General features: G+C 74.3%; 15 protein-coding genes. 1 reads left to right on the forward strand and 14 read right to left on the reverse strand.

All coding sequences use genetic code 11. The annotated features are described in order from the left end of the window. Nucleotides 1-227: 227 nt before the first annotated feature. From pheT to SCWH03_RS15345, 11 genes are all read right to left on the reverse strand, one after another. Nucleotides 228-2,762 (reverse strand): phenylalanine--tRNA ligase subunit beta, encoded by a 2,535-nt coding sequence (gene pheT, locus SCWH03_RS15295; RefSeq protein ID WP_173264794.1) that lies wholly within the window; start codon nucleotides 2,760-2,762, stop codon nucleotides 228-230. Further along, nucleotides 2,762-3,898, reverse strand: a complete 1,137-nt coding sequence (gene pheS / locus SCWH03_RS15300; RefSeq protein WP_173264795.1) for a phenylalanine--tRNA ligase subunit alpha — start codon at nucleotides 3,896-3,898, stop codon at nucleotides 2,762-2,764. The genes pheT and pheS overlap by 1 nt, the downstream gene beginning before the upstream one ends. A gap of 126 nt (nucleotides 3,899-4,024) precedes the next feature. After that, entirely contained in the window at nucleotides 4,025-5,155 is a 1,131-nt protein-coding gene (locus SCWH03_RS15305) for a sensor histidine kinase (protein WP_173264796.1), read from the reverse strand. A gap of 396 nt (nucleotides 5,156-5,551) precedes the next feature. Further along, the gene (locus SCWH03_RS15310) at nucleotides 5,552-6,409 is read right to left on the reverse strand and encodes a TrmH family RNA methyltransferase (RefSeq protein ID WP_173264797.1); all 858 of its coding nucleotides are present in this window, start codon (nucleotides 6,407-6,409) and stop codon (nucleotides 5,552-5,554) included. Between the two features lie 189 nt (nucleotides 6,410-6,598). Then, nucleotides 6,599-6,985 carry a 50S ribosomal protein L20 gene (gene rplT, locus SCWH03_RS15315; protein WP_017945472.1) on the reverse strand — a complete coding sequence of 129 codons (387 nt, stop codon included), beginning with the start codon at nucleotides 6,983-6,985 and terminating at the stop codon, nucleotides 6,599-6,601. Between the two features lie 106 nt (nucleotides 6,986-7,091). Continuing rightward, nucleotides 7,092-7,286: a 50S ribosomal protein L35 gene (gene rpmI / locus SCWH03_RS15320; protein ID WP_017945471.1), complete on the reverse strand. Its 195-nt coding sequence runs from the start codon at nucleotides 7,284-7,286 to the stop codon at nucleotides 7,092-7,094. Between the two features lie 104 nt (nucleotides 7,287-7,390). Then, nucleotides 7,391-8,014, reverse strand: a complete 624-nt coding sequence (infC, locus tag SCWH03_RS15325) for a translation initiation factor IF-3 (protein ID WP_173264949.1) — start codon at nucleotides 8,012-8,014, stop codon at nucleotides 7,391-7,393. Between the two features lie 553 nt (nucleotides 8,015-8,567). Further along, on the reverse strand, nucleotides 8,568-8,948 hold the full coding sequence (locus tag SCWH03_RS15330; RefSeq protein ID WP_173264798.1) for a DUF1844 domain-containing protein: 381 nt from the start codon (nucleotides 8,946-8,948) through the stop codon (nucleotides 8,568-8,570). Nucleotides 8,949-9,100: 152 nt separating this feature from the next. Beyond that, the gene (locus SCWH03_RS15335; RefSeq protein WP_173264799.1) at nucleotides 9,101-9,835 is read right to left on the reverse strand and encodes an SseB family protein; all 735 of its coding nucleotides are present in this window, start codon (nucleotides 9,833-9,835) and stop codon (nucleotides 9,101-9,103) included. Nucleotides 9,836-10,140: 305 nt separating this feature from the next. Continuing rightward, nucleotides 10,141-11,379, reverse strand: coding sequence for a type VII secretion-associated serine protease mycosin (gene mycP, locus SCWH03_RS15340; RefSeq protein WP_254076773.1), 1,239 nt, complete (start codon nucleotides 11,377-11,379; stop codon nucleotides 10,141-10,143). Then, on the reverse strand, nucleotides 11,376-12,272 hold the full coding sequence (locus SCWH03_RS15345; RefSeq protein WP_173264800.1) for a hypothetical protein: 897 nt from the start codon (nucleotides 12,270-12,272) through the stop codon (nucleotides 11,376-11,378). The genes mycP and SCWH03_RS15345 overlap by 4 nt, the downstream gene beginning before the upstream one ends. 1,455 nt (nucleotides 12,273-13,727) lie before the next feature. Between SCWH03_RS15345 and SCWH03_RS15350 the strand changes: the two genes are divergently transcribed. Next, on the forward strand, nucleotides 13,728-14,930 hold the full coding sequence (locus SCWH03_RS15350) for an amino acid deaminase/aldolase (protein WP_173264801.1): 1,203 nt from the start codon (nucleotides 13,728-13,730) through the stop codon (nucleotides 14,928-14,930). 351 nt (nucleotides 14,931-15,281) lie between these two features. Here the strand turns inward: SCWH03_RS15350 and SCWH03_RS15355 are convergent, their stop codons facing one another. From SCWH03_RS15355 to SCWH03_RS15365, 3 genes are read right to left on the reverse strand one after another with little or no spacing between them, the layout of a single operon-like run. Further along, a complete protein-coding gene (locus SCWH03_RS15355) occupies nucleotides 15,282-16,076 on the reverse strand; it encodes a 3-oxoacyl-ACP reductase (RefSeq protein WP_173264802.1) in 795 nt (264 codons plus the stop codon). A 6-nt stretch (nucleotides 16,077-16,082) separates the two neighbouring features. Then, entirely contained in the window at nucleotides 16,083-17,453 is a 1,371-nt protein-coding gene (locus tag SCWH03_RS15360; protein WP_173264803.1) for an aldehyde dehydrogenase family protein, read from the reverse strand. An 8-nt stretch (nucleotides 17,454-17,461) separates the two neighbouring features. Then, nucleotides 17,462-18,826, reverse strand: a complete 1,365-nt coding sequence (locus SCWH03_RS15365) for a glutamine synthetase family protein (protein ID WP_173264804.1) — start codon at nucleotides 18,824-18,826, stop codon at nucleotides 17,462-17,464. Nucleotides 18,827-18,863: the final 37 nt, after the last annotated feature.

Genomic DNA, 18,863 nt, shown 5'->3' on the forward strand with positions numbered 1-18,863 from the left:
CCTCCTCTCAAGGAGGCGGTCGGGCCGCCGGCTCCCCCTCGTTCAGTGCGGCGGCCCGTATCCGCGCCGTCCGCCCTGCTGATCTGCCCGACACTCCGCGGCAGGGCGGACGGCGCCGGCCGCGAACGGCCCCACGTGGGCACCGGGAGGGGCGGCGGCACACACGGACGAGGGGCGCGTCCGGACCCTGGTCCTGACGCGCCCCCCGTGCCGTCGGCGGCGTGCGCTCAGGCGCCGCGCAGCACCGCGCCGGTGCGCTCGCCGGCGAGCGCGACGGCTGCGTCACGGGCGGCCGACGCCTCCTCGACGGTCAGCGTGCGGTCGGGGGCGCGGAACCGCAGCGCGTACGCCAGCGACTTCCTGCCCCCGCCGATCTGCTCCCCCTCGAAGACATCGAACAGCCGGATGGACTCCAGCAGTTCGCCGGCACCTTCGTGCAGCGCCCGCTCCACGTCGGCGGCGGGCACGTCCGAGGCGACGACCAGCGCGACGTCCTGGGTGGCCACCGGGAAGGTGGAGATCCGCGGTGCCCGAAGGGCGCCGTCACCGGCCCGCTCCAGCAGGTCCAGCTCCACCTCCATCGCGCAGCTGCGCTCCGGCAGCCCGAGCGCCTTGACGACGCGCGGGTGCAGCTCGCCCGCGTGACCGACGAGGGTCTCCTCGCCGTCCACCGTCGCGTACAGCGCGGCGCAGCGGCCCGGGTGCCACGGCGCGTGCCGGTCGGCGCGGACGGTGAGTTCGGCACCGGCCTCACGGGCGATCGTACGGGCGGACTCGATCGCGTCCGCCCAGTCGGCGGGACGGCCCCCGCCCCACCAGCCGGCCTGCTCGCGCGCGCCGGCCAGGACGGTGGCGGCCCGGCGCGGCTGGTGCGGCAGGGCCGCGTCCAGCATCGCGATCTCCTCGTCGGTGGGACGGCGGTCCACCGGCAGCACGCCGGGGGCCGTCTCCTCGCCGGTGGGCCGGAAGACCAGCCCGGTCTCGAACAGCGCCAGGTCGTGCGAGCCCCGGCCGACGTTGCGGCGCAGCGCGGACAGCAGTCCCGGCAGCAGCGTGGTGCGCAGCGCCGGCTCCTCGTCGGAGATCGGGTTGACCAGGGTGACCACCGTGCGCCGGGGGTCGTCGGCGTCCAGGCCGAACTGGTCCAGCACCGCCTCGCCGAGGAACGGGTAGTTCAGGGCCTCGACATAGTCGGCCCCGGCGAGCGCCCGGCCGACGCGCCGGTGCAGGCGGCGGCGGCGGGTGAGCCCGCGGCCGGACGGCGGGGTGGGCAGCGTGGAGGGGAGGTTCTCGTACCCCTCCAGCCGGATGACCTCCTCCGCCAGGTCGTTGGGCGCGCGCAGGTCGGGGCGCCACGACGGGGCAGTCACCAGGAGTTCGTCCTGGCCGTGGACGTCGCAGCCGACCTCCTGGAGCCGGCGGACCACGGTCTCGCGGCCGTAGGCGACACCGGCGACCCGGTCCGGGTGGTCGGCGCGCATCCTGATGGTGCGCGGCGCGGAGGGGGCGGCGACCTCGGTGACTCCCGCCTCGGCGGTGCCGCCGGCCAGCAGCACCAGGAGGTCGGCCGTGCGCTGCGCGGCCGCCGCGGCGGCCTGCGGGTCGACTCCGCGCTCGAAGCGCCGGGACGCCTCCGAGGACAGCTTGTGGCGGCGGGCGGTGCGGGCGACGGAGACCGGGTCGAAGTGCGCGGCCTCGACGACGATCTCGGTGGTGCCGCGGACCTCGCCCGTCTCCGGGTCGGTCTCGGAGTCGGCGATCTCGGTGTTCGCTCCGCCCATCACGCCGGCGAGGCCGATCGGCCCGCGGCTGTCGGTGATGACCAGGTCCTCGGCGTCCAGGACGCGCTTGACCCCGTCGAGGGTGGTGAACTTCTCGCCCGCCTCGGCGCGGCGCACCCCGATGGGGCCTTGGAGCCGGTTGCGGTCGTAGGCGTGCAGCGGCTGGCCGAGTTCGAGCATCACGTAGTTGGTGATGTCGACGGCGAGCGAGATCGGCCGCATACCGGCCTTCTGCAGCCGCCGCTGCATCCAGATCGGGGAGCGGGCCTCGGGGTCGAGGCCGACGACGGTGCGCGCGGTGAAGCGGTCGCAGCCGGCCGGGTCGGCGATCCGCACCCGGTAGCCGTACGAGTTCGGCGCGGGGACGTCGAGCAGGGCCGGGTCGCGCAGCGGCAGCCGGTAGGCGGTGGCGGTCTCGCGGGCGACCCCGCGCATCGACAGGCAGTAGCCGCGGTCGGGCGTGACGGCGATGTCGAGGACCTCGTCGTACAGCTCCAGCAGTTCGGTGGCGTCGGTGCCGACCTCGATCTCCGGGGGCAGCACGATGATGCCGTGTGCCGACCCGCCGAGGTCGCCCATGCCCAGCTCGTCGGCCGAGCAGATCATCCCGCGGGACATCCGGCCGTACGTCTTGCGCTCGGCGATGCGGAAGTCCCCCGGCAGGACGGAGCCGGGCAGTGCCACGACGACCTTGTCGCCGACGGCGAAGTTGCGGGCGCCGCAGACGATCTCCTGGGGCTCGCCGGTCCCGTTGGACCGGCCCACGTCGACCGTGCAGAAGCGGATGGGCTTCTTGAACCCGGTCAGTTCCTCGATGGTCAGCACCCGGCCGACGACCAGCGGGCCGGTGAGGCCGGCGCCGAGCTGCTCGACGGTCTCGACCTCGAGGCCGGCCGAGACGAGTCTGGCCTGTACGTCACGGCCGGTCTCCGTCGCCGGCAGGTCGACGTACTCCCGCAGCCAGGAAAGCGGGACCCGCATCAGATCTCCATCCCGAAGGGCCGGGTGAACCGGACGTCACCCTCGACCATGTCTCGCATGTCTTCGACGTTGTGGCGGAACATCAGCATCCGCTCGATTCCGAACCCGAAGGCGAATCCGCTGTACTTCCCGGGGTCCACGCCGCAGGCGGTGAGCACCTTCGGGTTGACCATGCCGCAGCCGCCGAGCTCGATCCAGCCCTCGCTGGAGCAGGTGCGGCAGGGCCGGTCCGGGTTGCCGACGGACTCGCCGCGGCAGACGTAGCAGACCATGTCCATCTCGGCGGACGGCTCGGTGAAGGGGAAGAAGTTCGGCCGGAGCCGGGTCTGCATGCCCTCGCCGCCGAACAGCGCGCGGACCATATGGTCCAGGGTGCCCTTGAGGTCGGCCATGGTGAGGCCCTCGTCCACGGCGAGCAGCTCGACCTGGTGGAACACCGGGGTGTGGGTGGCGTCCAGGTCGTCCGTGCGGTACACGCGGCCGGGGCAGATCACATAGAGCGGCGGCTCGCGGTCGAGCATCGAGCGGACCTGCACGGGCGAGGTGTGGGTGCGCAGCACCACACCGGACCCGGCCGCCTCGCCCCCGGGGCGCCGGGCGCCCCGCACGAAGAACGTGTCGTGCTCACCGCGGGCCGGGTGGTCGGCCGCGATGTTCAGGGCGTCGAAGTTCAGCCATTCGGTCTCGGCCTCGGGGCCCTCGGCGACCTCGTAGCCCATGGCCGTGAAGACGTCCTCGATGCGCTCGGAGAGCGTGGTCAGCGGGTGGCGGGCGCCGGACGGGGTGCGGTCGTACGGCAGCGTGACGTCCACCGCCTCCTCGACCAGCACCCGGGCGTCGCGCTCGGCCTCCAGCTCGGCCTGGCGGGCGGCCAGGGACCTGTTCACGGCACCGCGGGCCTGGCCCACGCGCTTGCCGGCCTCGGCCTTGGCGTGCGGGGGCAGGGCGCCGATCTCGCGGTTGGCGAGCGCGAGCGGCGAGGCGGGGCCGGTGTGCGCGATCTTCGCCTCGTGGAGCGCGTCGAGGCCGCCCGCGGCGGCGAAGGCGGCGAGCGCCTCGTCCCGCATGCGCTCGATCTCTTCCGGTTTCAGTGCCTCGACCTCGACCGGGTCGTACGACTTGTTGGGTGCCGACATCTCTTCCCGTGCTTCCGATGGGGTGGCTGGTGCCCCCGCTCGACGACCGAGGACGCAAAGGTGCCAAAGGACGAGTCTAACGGGGTGACGGTACGCGAACGCGCCCGCGGGCTGCCGGTGCGCTTGTCAGATGAGATAGGCGGGCGTTCCGACGGGCAGGGTGAAGCGGAACTCCGCACCGCCGCCCGGTCCCCGGCCGACGCTGATCGTCCCGCCGTGCGCCTCGACGATGCCCTTCACGATGTACAGGCCGAGGCCGGTGCCGCCGCGCTTGCTCCCCCGCCAGAAGCGGGTGAAGACACGGCTCATCGACTGCTCGGGGATACCGGGGCCTTCGTCGCTCACGGTGACGGCCGTTCCCTTCTCGTCGTTCACGCCGCACGCCGGCGCCACCTCGATGGTGACGGTTCCCCCGCCGTGGCGCACCGCGTTTTCGAGGAGGTTGCCCAGCACCTGGTCGATCTTGTCGGGATCCGCCCACAGGTCGGGCAGATGGTGGTGGACGCGGACGAAGAACCGGTCCGGGGACAGGCCCCCGGCCGTGTACGCCTGGACATGGCGGCCCACGGCCGCCGCGAGGTCCACGGGCTGGCGCCGCACCTCCAGCCTTCCGGAGTCGATGCGCGAGATGTCCAGGAGCTCGGCGATGAGCCGGGTCACGCGGTTGGCGTCGGCGTCGACGGTCTCCAGCATCAGCCGCTTCTGGTCGTCGGTGAAGCGCTCCCACTTGGCGAGGAGGGTGGCGGTGAAGCCCTTGACGGAGGTCAGCGGCGAGCGCAGCTCATGGGCGACGGTGGCGATCAGCTCGGCGTGGCTGCGCTCGGTGCGGCGGCGCGCTTCGGTGCCGCGGAGGCTGACGACGACGCGCCGCACGGGACCGGTGGGCGCCTGGCGCACATAGCGGACGGAGACCAGGACCTCCCGGCCGCCGGGCAGCAGCAGATTGCGCTCGGGCTGGCCGACCCTGGTGGCGAGGCCTCCGTACGGGTCGGTGAGCGGCCACCAGCGGCGGCCCTTGAGGTCCTCCAGGGGCAGCGCGTGGTCCAGCGGGCGGCCGAGGGCGCGGTCCGCGGGGACGGCCGTGATGCGCGCGGCCGCGGCGTTGAAGCAGATGATCCGGCCGTGCTCGTCGGCGACGACGAGGCCGTCGGGGAGGTCGTCCGGGCCGATGCCGATGCCCACGCCCGTGCCCTCCTCGGCGCACGCCGACGCCGGGAGCGCGCCCGACGGCCCGGGCCCGCTCGTGCCGACAGTCATCCGCAGTACCCCACCTCTCGAACCGGTGCAGTGGGTCCCCGAGTCCGCCACCCTACTAGTCGGAGCTGACGGAGCGACACCCTGCGTCCCGGGCGACGGCCCCAGCCGGCGGTCCCGGGCAGGAGGACCCGGCAGGAGGACCCGGGCCGGCGGGGCGGCGCAGGCCCTGACCGCAGATACGGACCGCATGCCCCGGGCGCTCCCGTGCCCGCGGGGGTGCCCGTGCCGGGACGGGGCTCGCGGGCGGAGCCGGGGGCCGGGCGCGGTACCGCCGCGGACGGGGCGCTGACTGCGGCGGACGGCGGGTGTGCCGGCGGCGGACGGCCGGTGGTCACCGGTGGTCACCGGTGACGGCAGTGCGGGCGCCAGGCACCCCACGGCCGGGACGGACCGGCCTCAGCAGGCAGGCACGGCGGCGCGACCGCCCGGGGAGCGCTGGGCGCGGGCCGAGGCGTAGAGGCAGACCGCGGCGGCGGTGGCGAGGTTGAGGCTCTCCGCCCTGCCGTGGATCGGCACGCGCACGACGGCGTCGGCGAGCGCCCGGGTCTCCTCGGGAAGGCCCCATGCCTCGTTGCCGAAGATCCATGCGGTGGGCCCGGACATGTTCCCGGCGTCGAGTTCGCCGTCCAGGTCGTCCGCTCCTGCGCCGTCGGCGGCGAGGACGCGCACCCCGGCGCCCCTCAGTCCGCTCACCGCCCGCTCGACGGGAACCCCGACCGCCACCGGGAGGTGGAACAGCGAGCCGACCGAGGCCCTGACCGACTTGGGGTTGTACAGGTCCACCGAGGCGTCGGTGAGCACGACGGCGTCGGCACCGGCCGCGTCGGCGCACCGCAGCACCGTGCCGGCGTTCCCGGGGTCGCGCACATGCGCGAGCACGGCCACGAGCCGCGGGCCCGCCGCGAGGATCTCCTCGAACGGCGCGTCGAGGAAACGGCAGACCCCGACGAGGCCCTGCGGCGTGACGGTCTGGGAGACCTCCGCCAGTACCGGGTCGGGGGCGTGGTGGATACGGGCGCCGGAGGCGCGGGCTGCCTCCACGATGTCCGCGTACCGCTCGGCGGCCTCGACGGTGGTGAACAGCTCGACGAGCGCCGCCCGGCCGTCGCCGCCCCGGTGCCCGACCGCCTCCCGCACGGCCTGCGGCCCCTCGGCGAGGAACAGCCGCTCCTTGGAACGGAAGTTCCGCTTGGCGAGCCGCCGCGCGGCGACGACCCGCGGAGACCGCGGGGAGATCAGCTCGGGGGTCCCCATGGGGGCTCTCACTTCCTTGCGCTGCCCGGCGGTGCGCGGTCGGCGCGGTACTCGCCGGGTGGTACGGGCTCGCGCGCGGATGCTCGCGCGGGGATCGGTCCGCAACACACGCGGACCCGCAGACCGTGGGCCTGCGGGTCCGGGCGTGGTCCGGGCTTGGTCCGGGCTTGGTCCGGTGGGACGCGACCGTCAGGCCGCGGCCTTCGGGGCGTTGACGTCGCTCGGGAGCGCCTTCTGGGCGACCTCGACGAGCGCGGCGAACGCGTTGGCGTCGTTGACCGCGAGCTCGGCCAGGATCTTGCGGTCCACCTCGACGTTGGCGGCCTTCAGACCCTGGATGAAGCGGTTGTAGGTGATGCCGTTCGCGCGGGCGGCGGCGTTGATGCGCTGGATCCACAGCTGCCGGAAGTCGCCCTTGCGCTTCTTGCGGTCGTTGTAGTTGTAGACGAGGGAGTGGGTGACCTGCTCCTTCGCCTTGCGGTACAGACGAGAGCGCTGACCGCGGTAGCCGCTGGCCTGCTCGAGGATCGCCCGGCGCTTCTTGTGGGCGTTGACTGCCCGCTTGACGCGTGCCACTTGTTGACTCCTTGTAGCGGGGCCGTGGTTGTCCTCACACGGCCCGGAAACGAATTGGTCCCGGTTCTGCCCGGAAGCCCCCGCTCGTACGGAGGCGGGAGGTCAGTCAGATGCCGAGCATCTTCTTGATCTTGGCGGCGTCACCCGGGGCCATCTCGGCGTTGCCGGTGAGGCGACGCGTCAGCTTGGACGACTTGCGCTCGAGCAGGTGGCGCTTGCCGGCGCGCTCGCGGAGCACCTTGCCGGAGCCGGTGATCTTGAAGCGCTTCTTGGCACCGCTGTGCGTCTTGTTCTTCGGCATCGCGCCGTTCTCTCCTCGTCAGTGGCGCTTTCGTCGCCGGTCGGTGGACCGGCGGCCGAAAGCGTCAGATGTATCGGTTCGTGTCCGGGACGGCCGTCCCGGAATCAGGCCTCGGCGGGCTCTTCGGAAGCGGACCCGGCCTGGGCGGACCGGTCCCCCTGGCGCTCCGCCTTGCGGGCGGCCTGCGCCTCACGGGCCTCGGCCATCGCCTCGGTCTTCTTCTTGTGCGGACCGAGAACCATGATCATGTTTCGGCCGTCCTGCTTCGGGTTCGACTCCACGAAACCGAGGTCCTGGACGTCCTCCGCCAGCCGCTGCAGCAGCCGGTAGCCCAGCTCCGGCCGCGACTGCTCACGGCCTCGGAACATGATCGTGATCTTGACCTTGTCGCCCTGCTTGAGGAACCGGACGACATGACCCTTCTTGGTGTCGTAGTCGTGCGGGTCGATCTTCGGCCGGAGCTTCATCTCCTTGATGACCGTGTGCGCCTGGTTCTTGCGCGCCTCACGGGCCTTCATGGCCGACTCGTATTTGAACTTCCCGTAGTCCATGAGCTTGCAGACCGGCGGACGGGCGTTGGCCGCCACCTCGACGAGGTCGAGGTCGTACTCCTGCGCAAGCTCCAGGGCCTTGGCAAGCGGGACAATCCCGACCTGCTCGCCGCTGGGACCGACAAGTCGCACCTCGGGAACGCGAATCCGGTCGTTGATGCGGGGCTCGGCGCTGATGGATCCTCCTCGGTAGCACCACGCGACGGTCTGGCGGACAGCCGCGCAACGTCTGTTTCTGTACGGACCAACCGCGCCGGCGAAAGAAAAATGCCCCGACGGGTCACAGACGGGGCTCCTCGCACTACCGGAGCACCGCCGCGTCGACCGCGGGGCGCGTTTCGGACGGCTCCATCGTCCGTACGGAACGATGGGCGCCGCCTGACCGGTGACCCGCCGCCCGTGAGAGCGGCCAGGTGGGAGATCGGAGCCTCCACTTGTGGGCCGGACACATCCGTGTCCGGCCGGTCGTCACACAAGGTTAGCAGCTACGGCCCGCAGGGGCGAACCGCGGTGCGGGCGGGCTGCCCGGTGGGTACCCGGCTCGGCCGGACGGGACGGACGGAATGCCCCGCTCGCCCGGGCCGGACGGGCTCATCAGGACGCCCGGCCGCTCGGGCCGGGCGGAGGGGCGGCGCGCTCAGCCGCGGCGGCGTGCGCGGCTCCGGCAGGCTACGCGGCGGGCCGGCCCCCGGGCAGAGCGAGCGGGCCGGCCCGCACCGCACCGCACCGGTCAGCCGTAGACCGGCCCGGTGTACTTCTCTCCCGGGCCCCGGCCCGGCTCGTCGGGTACGACGGAGGCCTCGCGGAAGGCCAACTGGAGGGACTTCAGGCCGTCCCGCAGCGGTGCCGCGTGGAAGGAGCTGATCTCGGTGGCACCCGCGTCCAGCAGCCCGGCGAGCGCGTGGACCAGCTTCCGGGCCTCGTCGAGGTCCTTGTGCTCGTCGCCCTCCTCGGTGAGTCCCAGCTTCACCGCGGCGGCGCTCATGAGATTCACCGCGACCGTGACGATCACCTCGACGGCGGGGACCTCCGCGATGTCGCGGGCCATGGCGGCGAAGTCGGGAGCCTGTTCGCCCGCGGGCTGCTCGGGGGTAGGGGTCGCGTCACTCATGGGGCACACGATATGCGGTGCCCCCGACCCGGTACGCAGGGGGTTCCACCGCACTCCCGCCACGGGGGCGTCACCCCGGGCCCGTCCCCACCGCCCCCACCGCCCCCGTCCTCGTCCCCTTCCCCCTTCCCGCCCCTCAGCCCCTCAGCCCCTCAGCGTTCCCGTACATAGAGGGGTTCTCCGGGCGGCAGCGCCGACGCGGGCAGCAGGGCGAGGTCCAGTCCGCGCACCAGCCGGGCCCTGAGTGTCTCGTCCGCCGCGAGGGCGCCGGCCACGCGCTGGGCGGCCCCGGCCGGGGAGGCGTCCGCGTCGAGCACGAGGGCCAGCGTGCCGTCGGCGGCACCGGGGCCGAGGTGGGCGCGGAGCACGGCCGGTTCGGCGGCCACCACCGCCCGTACCGCCCCGGTGACGGAAGGGTCGGCCAGCGGATCGGTGCTGGTGCGCCCCTCGGCCAGGGCCAGCAGAGCGGCGCCGGTCAGCTCGTACGGCACCGGGCCTGCGAGGTCCAGGACCACCGTGTCGGCCTTCTCGTGGGCGGCTGCCTGGAGGGCCTGGTGCAGAGGGACGGCGACGGGCCGGGCCTGCGGATCCCACAGGGCGAGCGACGCGGTCGAGGTGAACGCGGGCAGCGCGCGGCGGCTGCCCGCCGTCAGGGTGGGTACCGCCATATCGCTGGTCTTCTCGCGGCGCAGCCCCTTCTCGTCCTCCTCGACCTCGCCGAGCACGGCGACCACGGGCACCAGGAGCCGGGCACCCCTGAGCGCCTCCAGCACGGGCCGCTCCGCGCTCCGGTCCTGTGCCCAGGCGGCGAGTGCCGCAGCCAGGGCCGGGTCGGCGGTCCCGTCGTCGTCGGAGTAGCCGGGGTCGGGAATGTTCTTGAGCGCCACGCGACGAGCCTAGTTCGTCGGCTGCGGTGCCCGGAGGCGGGGGCATGGGGGGCGCGGACACGCAGAGTGCGCGGGGGCGCGGGGGCGCGGGGGCGCGGAGGCGCGGAGGCGCGGACAGGCGCGGAACGGATCCGGGGGGGTACGGGCCCGGGTGGGACGAGGGCCGGGCCACGGGCCTGGGCCGGACCGGTGCGCCCCGACCGAGCCGCACCCGCCCCCCGCTACGAGGCCGACTCCGGCGCTCCGGGGCGGGACTACCGGGCCGTGTCCGTCCGGCGTCGCCCGGCATGCCCCGCGGTGCGCGGTCATGTCCGGCGGCCTCCGCGCCACAGCACGATCGCCGCCGCCAGCAGCAGCGCTCCGAGGCCGCCGGAGACCGGGCCGAGCCAGCCGCCGCGCGACCGCGCCGAGGGGTCGTCCGGGCCGGTGCCGAAGTACTGCCCGCGGTGGCCCTGACCGGGCGCGGCCTTCGCGTCGGTGTCGCCCGGGACCGGCCCCCCGCCCTGCTGGATCGCGGCGACGGGGTCGACGATGCCGTACCCCCTGGCGTCGTCGCGTCCGCTCTTCGGGCCGTCGCGGGCGGTGGCGGCGAGGAGCCGCTTGATCTGGGCGGGGGTGAGCCGGGGGTGGGCCGCCCGGACGAGCGCGACGGCACCGGAGACGAAGGCGGACGCCGCACTGGTGCCCCACCCCTCGTAGTACCTGCCGTCGGGGTCGGCGATGACGACGTCGACGCCCGGGGCGCTGACGGTGGCGTACCAGCGCCGGGTGGAGAAGGAGGCATGGGTGCCGTAGCGGTCGACGGCCGTGACGGCGATCACACCGGGATAGGCCGCCGGGTAGGAGATGTGGTCGCCCTTCTCGCCCCCGTTGCCCGCCGATGCGACGACGACCGCGCCCTTGTCGAGGGCGTACTGGACGGCAGCGTCCTCACCCGCGTCAGGATGAGCGGACTCGCTGTCGTCGCCGAGGGAGAGGTTGATGACGTCGGCGCCGTTGTCCGCGGCCCAGCGGATGCCCTGGGCGAGCGCGGTGCCGCGCGTCTTGCGGGCCCTGGTGCGGGCGGGGTCGGCGCCTTCGAGGATCACCCGCACGGGGAGGATCTTCGCCTCGGGTGCGATGCCGAGCACTCCCTCGTCACGGTCGGTGCCATGGCCGTGCCCCGCGATGATCCCGGCCATCGCGGTGCCGTGGCGGGCCCAGGCGCGGTCGCCCCGCTCCGCCCCGAACCCGACGAGGTCCTTGGTGGGAAGGACGCTGCCCGCCAGATCCGGATGGCTGTCGTCGACGCCGGTGTCGAGCACGGCGACGGTGATGCCCGCGCCCTTGGTCGTGCGCCACGCTTCCTCGGTGTGCAGGGTGTCCAGGGCCCACTGCCGGGCCCGGATTCCGTCGGCCTGTGCGGGTGCGGTGGAGACGAGCGAGAAGGCGACGGCCGCCGCGACGGCTCCCAGGAACCGCCTGGGCCACCCAACGGTGTTGAGGCGTACGGCTCCCGGGAGCCGCCGTGACCCGGCGCCGATGCCGAGGCGGGCGGCCGTCATTCGGGGCGCTCCGGTGAGGTGGCGGACTCGCGCAGGGCGCCTTCGACGCGGTCCGCGATTCCCCTGGCCTCGTGGCCCAGGCCGGCCTGGGCGGCGGCGGAGGTCTCGCCGGGCACCGTCGCCTCGGCGGCCGGCACGGGTTCGGCCACGGGGCGGCCGTCCGCGAACCCGGACACGGCGAAGACCACGACGGGCGCGTCGGTGAGCACACGGACGGTCCAGCTGGCCCGCTGGCGGTCCCCGAAGCCCGCTGCGACGGTGCCGGGCACCGGGTAGGTGCGGGGCATCAGGTCGGCCCGCTCGTCGAGGTCCTCCTGGGAGAACCTTCGGGACAGGTCCACCATGGCGCTCCGGTCGGCCTCGGTGACCACCATGCCGACGGTCGTGACACCGGAGGCGGTGGCGTCGGTGTAGGTGGCGCGGAGGACCCGCAGGCAGCCGACCGGCCGGAGCGCCTTCAGCAGCAGCGGGTCGAAGGCGCCGGCGCAGGGGCCGTCGGGCGCGACCGCCACTCGGGTCCACACCCGGTCCGCGCCACCGGGCCCCGCTCCCTCGCCCTTGATCGTGCGGGGGAAGAGCGTGTCGACGGGAACGCTGTGCCACAGGGCGCGTACGTCGGCGTAGCGGGACGGAGAGGCGGGTGACGCGGCCGGATCGTCCACGAGCCAGCTCCCGGCGACCGCTCCACCGATCAGCCCGAGTCCGAGGACGACGCAGACGAGGGCGGCCACGGCTCTCGCGGGGCGACGCTCCCGGACGCGGCGGAGCCGCGCGGAGGGCTCGGCGAGGGTCTCGGCGAAAGCCCCGGCGGGGGCGCCGGGAAGAGCCGCGCCGGGGTGGGGGCTGAGAGGGAAGCCGGGGGGATGGGAGCCGGGGGGCGCATCGTGCGTCATCCAGGGCCAGGGGCTGCCGGGGCTGCCGGGGCTGCCGGGGCTGCCCAAGGTTCCCGGGGTTGCCGGGGTTCCCGTGAGTCCTGCGGCAAGACCGCCCCCCGGAGTCCGCGGAGGGGGTGGCGGAGCGGCGGAGGCGGGTGCACCGGGTATGGGGGGTGGGGGTGCCGTGCGGGGAGCACCGGGTGCGGTCGCCGCCGATGGGGCCGCGGGCACCGGGGACGCCGCAGGTCCCGCGGCTGCGGCGGGCACGGCGCCGACACGCGGAGGCAGGAGGGGGCGCGGGGGTATCTCCTCCGGGACGCGGGGTGCGGGCGCACCGGCGGTGCTCCCGTAACCCGGAGGTTGCGGTACGGGCCGCCCCTGAGCGGATGGCGCATACGCACCGGGAAGGCCCGGCTCCGCGGCCACGCCGGGACGGACGCCCGAGGCGCCCGAGGGCGAGGGCGCAGAACCGGCGGAACGGCCGGGACCCGAAGGGCTGACGGGAGCGGAAGGGCCCGGACTCGCCGAGGCGCCCGGCCCCGAAGGGGCGCCCGGAACCCGTTGGGGGCCCGAGACGGTGCGCTGCCCGGAGGAGCACTGCGCACCGGAGGAAGGGCGCACGGCGGAGGAAGGGTGCGTGCCGGTGGAAGGGGGCACGGCGGAGGAAGGGGGCGGCGCCGGTGCCGGGGGCGGACCGGGGCGCCCGGCCGGTCCGCCCGGCCGCGCTCCCCAGGGCCCGGGGGCCTCCGTACGCCGGCCGGCGCCCGCCGGAGCCGAGGGGCGGGACGGCCCTCCCTTCGCACCGCCCGGTCGCGCACCGCCGGGCGGGGGAGCGATCGGGCTGCTCACCGCTGCCCGAGGGGCCGGCGACCGCGGCGGGAGGGCGGCTTCCGGGCCGGGGGCCGCGGCCGTCGCGCCGGCTCCCGAGCCGGACGGGCCGTTCCGGGCACCCGCGGGTCCGCCGCGGGAACCGACCGACTCACCACGGGGGCGGACGGCCTCCCCCGAGGCGCTGACCGGTTCGCTCGCGGCGCGGGGCGCGGGCACCGGGACCGTCTGGCCCGGGGGGCTGTCCGGGCGTGGCTCCGTTCGGGGGGCTGAGCGGGCGCCGGGGTACGCGGCGCGAGGGCGGGGCACCGGAGGGGCGGAGATGCGGGGGTCCGGGGTGGAGTCGGTGATCGGGCGGAGACGGGTCGTCGTCTCGGCGGAGGTGGGCGCGTGGGCCGGCGGAGCCGGCGGGCCCTGGGGCGGGCGGGGCGGGACGCGTGGGCGCTGCGCCTCGGTGCTCATCCGCCCCCCGTTTCCTGGTCCTTCTACCCTCGCCGGATCGCCTTTCGGGGCAGGCCCGTTCGTCGTCGCGGCCCCTCACTCTACGGGTTGGAGAGCGCCGGGAGGGAGCGGGTTCGGCGTCCCGGGGGATCTGCGCAGAAGGTCCTACTACCCTCCGCCTGACCGGTCTGGCAGGCTCTGCGCATGACTCCCCGTGCCGCTCTCGGGACCCGGTACGACCGGGCCACCGCACACCTCGACGCGCCGCTGGCCGTCGTGGACCTGGAGGCGTTCGACGCCAACGCGGCGGACCTGGTCAGGCGAGCGGCCGGGAAGCCGGTCCGCGTGGCCAGCAAGTCCCTGCGGTGCAGGGCGCTGCTGGAGCGGGTACTGGCGAAGGACGGGTTCGCCGGGGTCCTGTCGTACACGCTGGAGGAGTCGATCTGGCTCGCCAGGGCGGGTTTCCCCGACGTGCTGCTGGCGTATCCGTCCGCCGACCGCGCCGGGTTCGCCGAACTGGCGGGCGACGCCGGGCTCGCGTCCGCCGTGACGGTCGTGGTCGACGATCCCGCGCAGCTGGACCTGGTCGACCGCGCCCGGGGTGGTGGTACGCAGGAGATCCGGGTCTGTCTGGACCTGGACACCTCGCTGCATCTGCTGGGCGGCCGGATCCGTTTCGGCGCCCGGCGTTCGCCGCTGCGCACACCCGAGGACCTGGCCGCGCTCGCCCGCGCGGTCGCCGCCCGGCCCGGCTTCCGGCCGGTGGGGCTGATGGCGTACGAGGGGCATGTCGCGGGAGTCGCCGACGCGGTCCCGGGGAGTGCGCTGCGCTCGCGGATGGTCCGCCTGATGCAGTCCGCGGCCCGGCGCGAGCTCGCGCAGCGGCGAGCGGCGGCCGTACGGGCGGTGCGGGCGGTGGCACCGGAGTTGGAGTTCGTGAACGGCGGCGGCACCGGCAGTGTGCAGCACACCGCGGCGGAGGACGCGGTCACGGAGATAGCCGCGGGCTCCGGGCTGTTCGTGCCGGGGCTCTTCGACCACTACACGTCGTTCACCGGACGGCCCGCGGCGCTGTTCGCCCAGCCCGTCGTGCGGCGGCCCGGCGTCGGCGTGGTGACGGTGCTCGGCGGCGGCTATCCGGCCTCGGGCACCGCCGGCCGGGACCGGCTGCCGGTGCCGTGTCTGCCGGAAGGGCTGCGCTACGACCCGATGGAGGGGCCGGGCGAGGTGCAGACGCCGCTGCTGGGGCCGGCGGCGGACGATCTGCTCATCGGCGACAAGGTGTGGTTCCGGCACGCGAAGGCCGGGGAGTTGTGCGAGCGCTTCGACTCGCTGCACCTGGTCGAGGACGGGCGGGTGACGGCCGCGGTCCCGACCTACCGGGGCGAGGGCCGTACCTTCCTGTGATCCACCGGCTCCGGGAGCCGGCTTGCCCACGGCGGCCCCGGCGGGGGCCTGCTCTCGCCGGTGACCACCACCGTCACGGGAGCCGCCCCTCCGCCGACGCCACCGCCGACGCCACCGCCGACGCCTCCGCCGACGCCCCGCCCCGTTCCGGCACCCGGGCCGCCCGGGCTTCCTCCCACCGCAGGCCTGCCCGGGCCGCCTCCCGCCCGAGGGGAGGCATAGCGGCGGATCCCGCCGCCCGGGGCGGGCGCCCGGCGGCGCCCGTCCGGTGTCCGCGCGGGGCGCGGCGGAGCGCGCCTCTCCACGGGGTGGCGGCCTGCCCCCTTTACACACCTGGGCACCTGGGCACCCCTACACAGGAGTGACGTACGCGCCCGAGATACCGCCGTCGACCAGGAAGTCGGTGGCGTTGACGAAGGACGAGTCGTCGCTGGCGAGGAACGCCACGGCCGCGGCCATCTCCTCCGCTTCGGCGAACCGGCCGACGGGGATGTGCACCAGACGGCGGGCCGCCCGCTCGGGGTCCTTGGCGAACAGCTCCTGCAGCAGCGGGGTGTTGACCGGCCCCGGGCAGAGCGCGTTGACCCTGATGCCCTCGCGGGCGAACTGCACGCCCAGCTCCCGGGACATGGCGAGGACGCCGCCCTTGCTCGCGGTGTACGAGATCTGGGAGGTCGCGGCGCCCATCCGGGCCACGAACGAGGCCGTGTTGATGATGGAGCCCCGGCCCTGGCGCCGCATGTAGGGGATGGCGGCCTTGCAGCACAGGTAGACGGAGGTGAGGTTGACCTCCTGGACCCGCTTCCAGGCCTCCAGTCCCGTGTCCAGGATGGAGTCGTCGTCGGGGGGCGAGATGCCGGCGTTGTTGAAGGCGATGTCGACGCTGCCGTAGGTGTCGAAGGCGGTCCGGAACAGCGCCTCCACCTGCTCGGCGTCGGTGACGTCCACCTTCACGAACGTCCCGCCGGCCTCCTCGGCCGCGGCCTTGCCCGCGGTCTCGTCGATGTCGCCGCAGACGACGTGGGCCCCTTCCGAGGCGAGACGGCGCGCGGTGGCCAGTCCGATGCCGCTGCCGGCACCGGTGATGACGGCGGTGCGGCCGACGAGCCGGCGGCAGACGGGGGTGTCGTTGTGGGCGGTGCTCATGGGTTCTCAGGCCTCCGTGCTGATGAAGACGTTCTTGGTCTCGGTGAAAGCGGTGAGGGCGTCGGGGCCGAGTTCGCGGCCGAGGCCGGACTGCCCGTATCCGCCGAAGGGGGTCCAGTAGCGGACGCTGGAGTGGGAGTTGACGGACAGGTTGCCTGCGGCGACGGCGCCGGTGACCCGCAGGGCCCGGCCCACGTCGCGGGTCCAGACGGAGCCGGAGAGCCCGTACTCGGTGGCGTTGGCGAGGCGTACGGCGTCCTCCTCGTCGTCGAAGGGCAGGACGACGGCGACCGGGCCGAACACCTCGTCGGTGGCGACGGGGGCCTCGGGCGGGACGCCGGTGACGAGGGTGGGCGGGAACCAGAAGCCCGGACCGGTGGGCGCGCTGCCCCGTACCGTCGCGAGGTCGTCGGTGACGTAGGAGCGGACGCGGTCCAGCTGGGCGCGGGAGATGAGCGGGCCCATCTGGGTGGCCTCGTCCGCGGGGTCGCCCACCACGACCGACTTCAGCGCGGGGGCGAGGCGGTCGAGGAAGTCGTCGTAGACGGGGCGCTGCACCAGGATGCGGGTGCGGGCGCAGCAGTCCTGTCCGCTGTTGTCCAGGAAGGCCGTCGGTGCCGCGGCGGCCGCGGCCTCGATGTCGGCGTCGGCGAAGACGATGTTGGGGCTCTTGCCGCCGAGTTCGAGGGTGACGCGCTTCACGCGCTCGGCGCAGAGCGCCATGATCTGCTTGCCGATCCGGGTGGAGCCGGTGAAGACGATCTTCGCGACGCCGGGGTGGCGCACCAGCGCGTCGCCCGCGACCGCGCCACGGCCGGGCAGCACCTGGAAGAGGTGCTCGGGGAGGCCGGCTTCCAGGGCGAGTTCGGCCAGTCGCAGCGCGGTCAGCGGGGTGGCCTCGGCGGGTTTGAGGAGGACGGCGTTGCCGGCGGCGAGCGCGGGCGCGGTGCCCCAGGCGGCGATGGGCATGGGGAAGTTCCAGGGGGCGATGACCCCCACCACGCCGAGCGGTTCGAGGATGGTCAGGTTGATGCCGCCGGGGACGGGGATCTGCCGGCCGGTGAGGCGTTCCACTCCCCCGGCGGAGTAGTCGAGGAGGTCGCGGACGTTGCCGGCCTCCCAGCGGGCGTTGCCGAGGGTGTGCCCGGCCTCGCGGACCTCGAGCAGGGCGAGTTCCTCGATGTGGTCGTCGACGGCGGCCGCGAAGCGGCGCAGCAGCCTGGCGCGGTCGGCGGGGGCCGCGGCCGCCCAGGCCCGCTGGGCCCGTGCCGCGCGGCGCACGGCGGCGTCGACGGCGGCGGCGTCCGCGCCGGGGACGCTGGCGATGACTTCCTCGGTGGCCGGGTTGAGCACATCGAGTGCGTACGGTTGCGACACGGGGTGCCTCACATGCGTTCGAAGGAGCGGCGGAGCTCCCAGTCGGTGACCGCGGCGTCGAACGCGTCGAGTTCGACCCGCGCCATGTTGCGGTAGTGGGCGACGACCTCGTCCCCGAAGGCGGCCTTGGCGATGGTGCTGTTGTCCCAGAGTTCGGCGGCCTCGCGGAGGGTGGCCGGGACGTGCTCGTAGCCGGCGCTGTAGGCGTTGCCCGCGCAGGCCTCGGGCAGCTCCAGCTTCTGCTCGATCCCGTGCAGTCCTGCGGCGATCAGTGCGGCGACGGCGAGATGGGGGTTGACGTCGCCGCCGGGCAGCCGGTTCTCGAAGCGCGTCGAGCGGCCGTGGCCGACGACGCGCAGCGCGCAGGTCCGGTTGTCGTGGCCCCAGGCGACGGCGGTCGGGGCGAAGGAGCCGGGTTGGAACCGCTTGTAGGAGTTGATGTTCGGCGCGTACAGCAGGGAGAAGTCGCGCAGGGCGGCGAGCTGGCCGGCGAGGAAGTGCCGCATGACGTCCGACATGCCGCCGGGTCCGTCGCCCGCCATGGCGTTGCGGCCGTCGGCGTCGGTGAGCGAGAGGTGGATGTGGCAGGAGTTGCCCTCGCGCTCGTTGTACTTGGCCATGAAGGTGACGGAGACGCCTTCCTGGGCGGCGATCTCCTTGGTGCCGGTCTTGTAGATCGCGTGCTGGTCGCAGGTGACGAGGGCCTCGTCGTAGCGGAACACGATCTCGTGCTGGCCGGGGTTGCACTCGCCCTTGGCCGACTCGACGGTCAGCCCTGCGGCGGCCATCTCGTTGCGGATCCGGCGCAGCAGGGGCTCGATGCGGCCGGTGCCGAGGATCGAGTAGTCGATGTTGTACTGGTTGGCCGGGGTGAGGCCCTGGTATCCGCGGTCCCAGGCCTGCTCGTAGCTGTCCTTGAAGACGATGAACTCCAGCTCGGTGCCGACCTGCGCGGTCCAGCCGTGCTCGGCCAGGCGCTCCAGCTGGCGGCGCAGGATCTGGCGGGGGGCGGCGGCGACCGGGGTGCCGTCGTTCCACGCGAGGTCGGCGACGAGCATGGCCGTGCCCTCGTTCCAGGGGACGCGGCGCAGGGTGGCCGGGTCGGGGTGCATGGCGAAGTCTCCGTAGCCGCGCTCCCAGGAGGACATCGCGTAGCCGTCCACGGTGTTCATCTCGGTGTCGACGGCGAGCAGGTAGTTGCAGCCCTCCGTGCCGTGTTCCAGGACCTCGTCGAGGAAGAACCGGGCGGCGAACCGCTTGCCCTGGAGCCTGCCCTGCATATCGGGGAAGGCCAGGACTACGGTGTCGATCTCACCGCTCGCGACGAGGGACCTGAGCTCCTCGACGGTCAGCGGGGGTGTGCGGTCTGCCACGGGATTGCGCCTCCTAAGGTCAACCGGGAGCCATAAG

The sequence above is a fragment of the Streptomyces pacificus genome, assembly GCF_011766325.1.
Classification (GTDB): Bacteria; Actinomycetota; Actinomycetes; order Streptomycetales; family Streptomycetaceae; genus Streptomyces; species Streptomyces pacificus.

What these genes read in the sequence shown, in the direction of transcription:
- pheT (WP_173264794.1), bottom strand. Translation starts at nt 2,762, where the DNA reads ATGCGGGTCCCGCTTTCCTGGCTGCGGGAGTACGTCGACCTGCCGGCG.
- pheS (WP_173264795.1), bottom strand. Translation starts at nt 3,898, where the DNA reads ATGTCGGCACCCAACAAGTCGTACGACCCGGTCGAGGTCGAGGCACTG.
- SCWH03_RS15305 (WP_173264796.1), bottom strand. Translation starts at nt 5,155, where the DNA reads ATGACTGTCGGCACGAGCGGGCCCGGGCCGTCGGGCGCGCTCCCGGCG.
- SCWH03_RS15310 (WP_173264797.1), bottom strand. Translation starts at nt 6,409, where the DNA reads ATGGGGACCCCCGAGCTGATCTCCCCGCGGTCTCCGCGGGTCGTCGCC.
- rpmI (WP_017945471.1), bottom strand. Translation starts at nt 7,286, where the DNA reads ATGCCGAAGAACAAGACGCACAGCGGTGCCAAGAAGCGCTTCAAGATC.
- SCWH03_RS15330 (WP_173264798.1), bottom strand. Translation starts at nt 8,948, where the DNA reads ATGAGTGACGCGACCCCTACCCCCGAGCAGCCCGCGGGCGAACAGGCT.
- mycP (WP_254076773.1), bottom strand. Translation starts at nt 11,379, where the DNA reads ATGACGGCCGCCCGCCTCGGCATCGGCGCCGGGTCACGGCGGCTCCCG.
- SCWH03_RS15345 (WP_173264800.1), bottom strand. Translation starts at nt 12,272, where the DNA reads ATGACGCACGATGCGCCCCCCGGCTCCCATCCCCCCGGCTTCCCTCTC.
- SCWH03_RS15350 (WP_173264801.1), top strand. Translation starts at nt 13,728, where the DNA reads ATGACTCCCCGTGCCGCTCTCGGGACCCGGTACGACCGGGCCACCGCA.
- SCWH03_RS15355 (WP_173264802.1), bottom strand. Translation starts at nt 16,076, where the DNA reads ATGAGCACCGCCCACAACGACACCCCCGTCTGCCGCCGGCTCGTCGGC.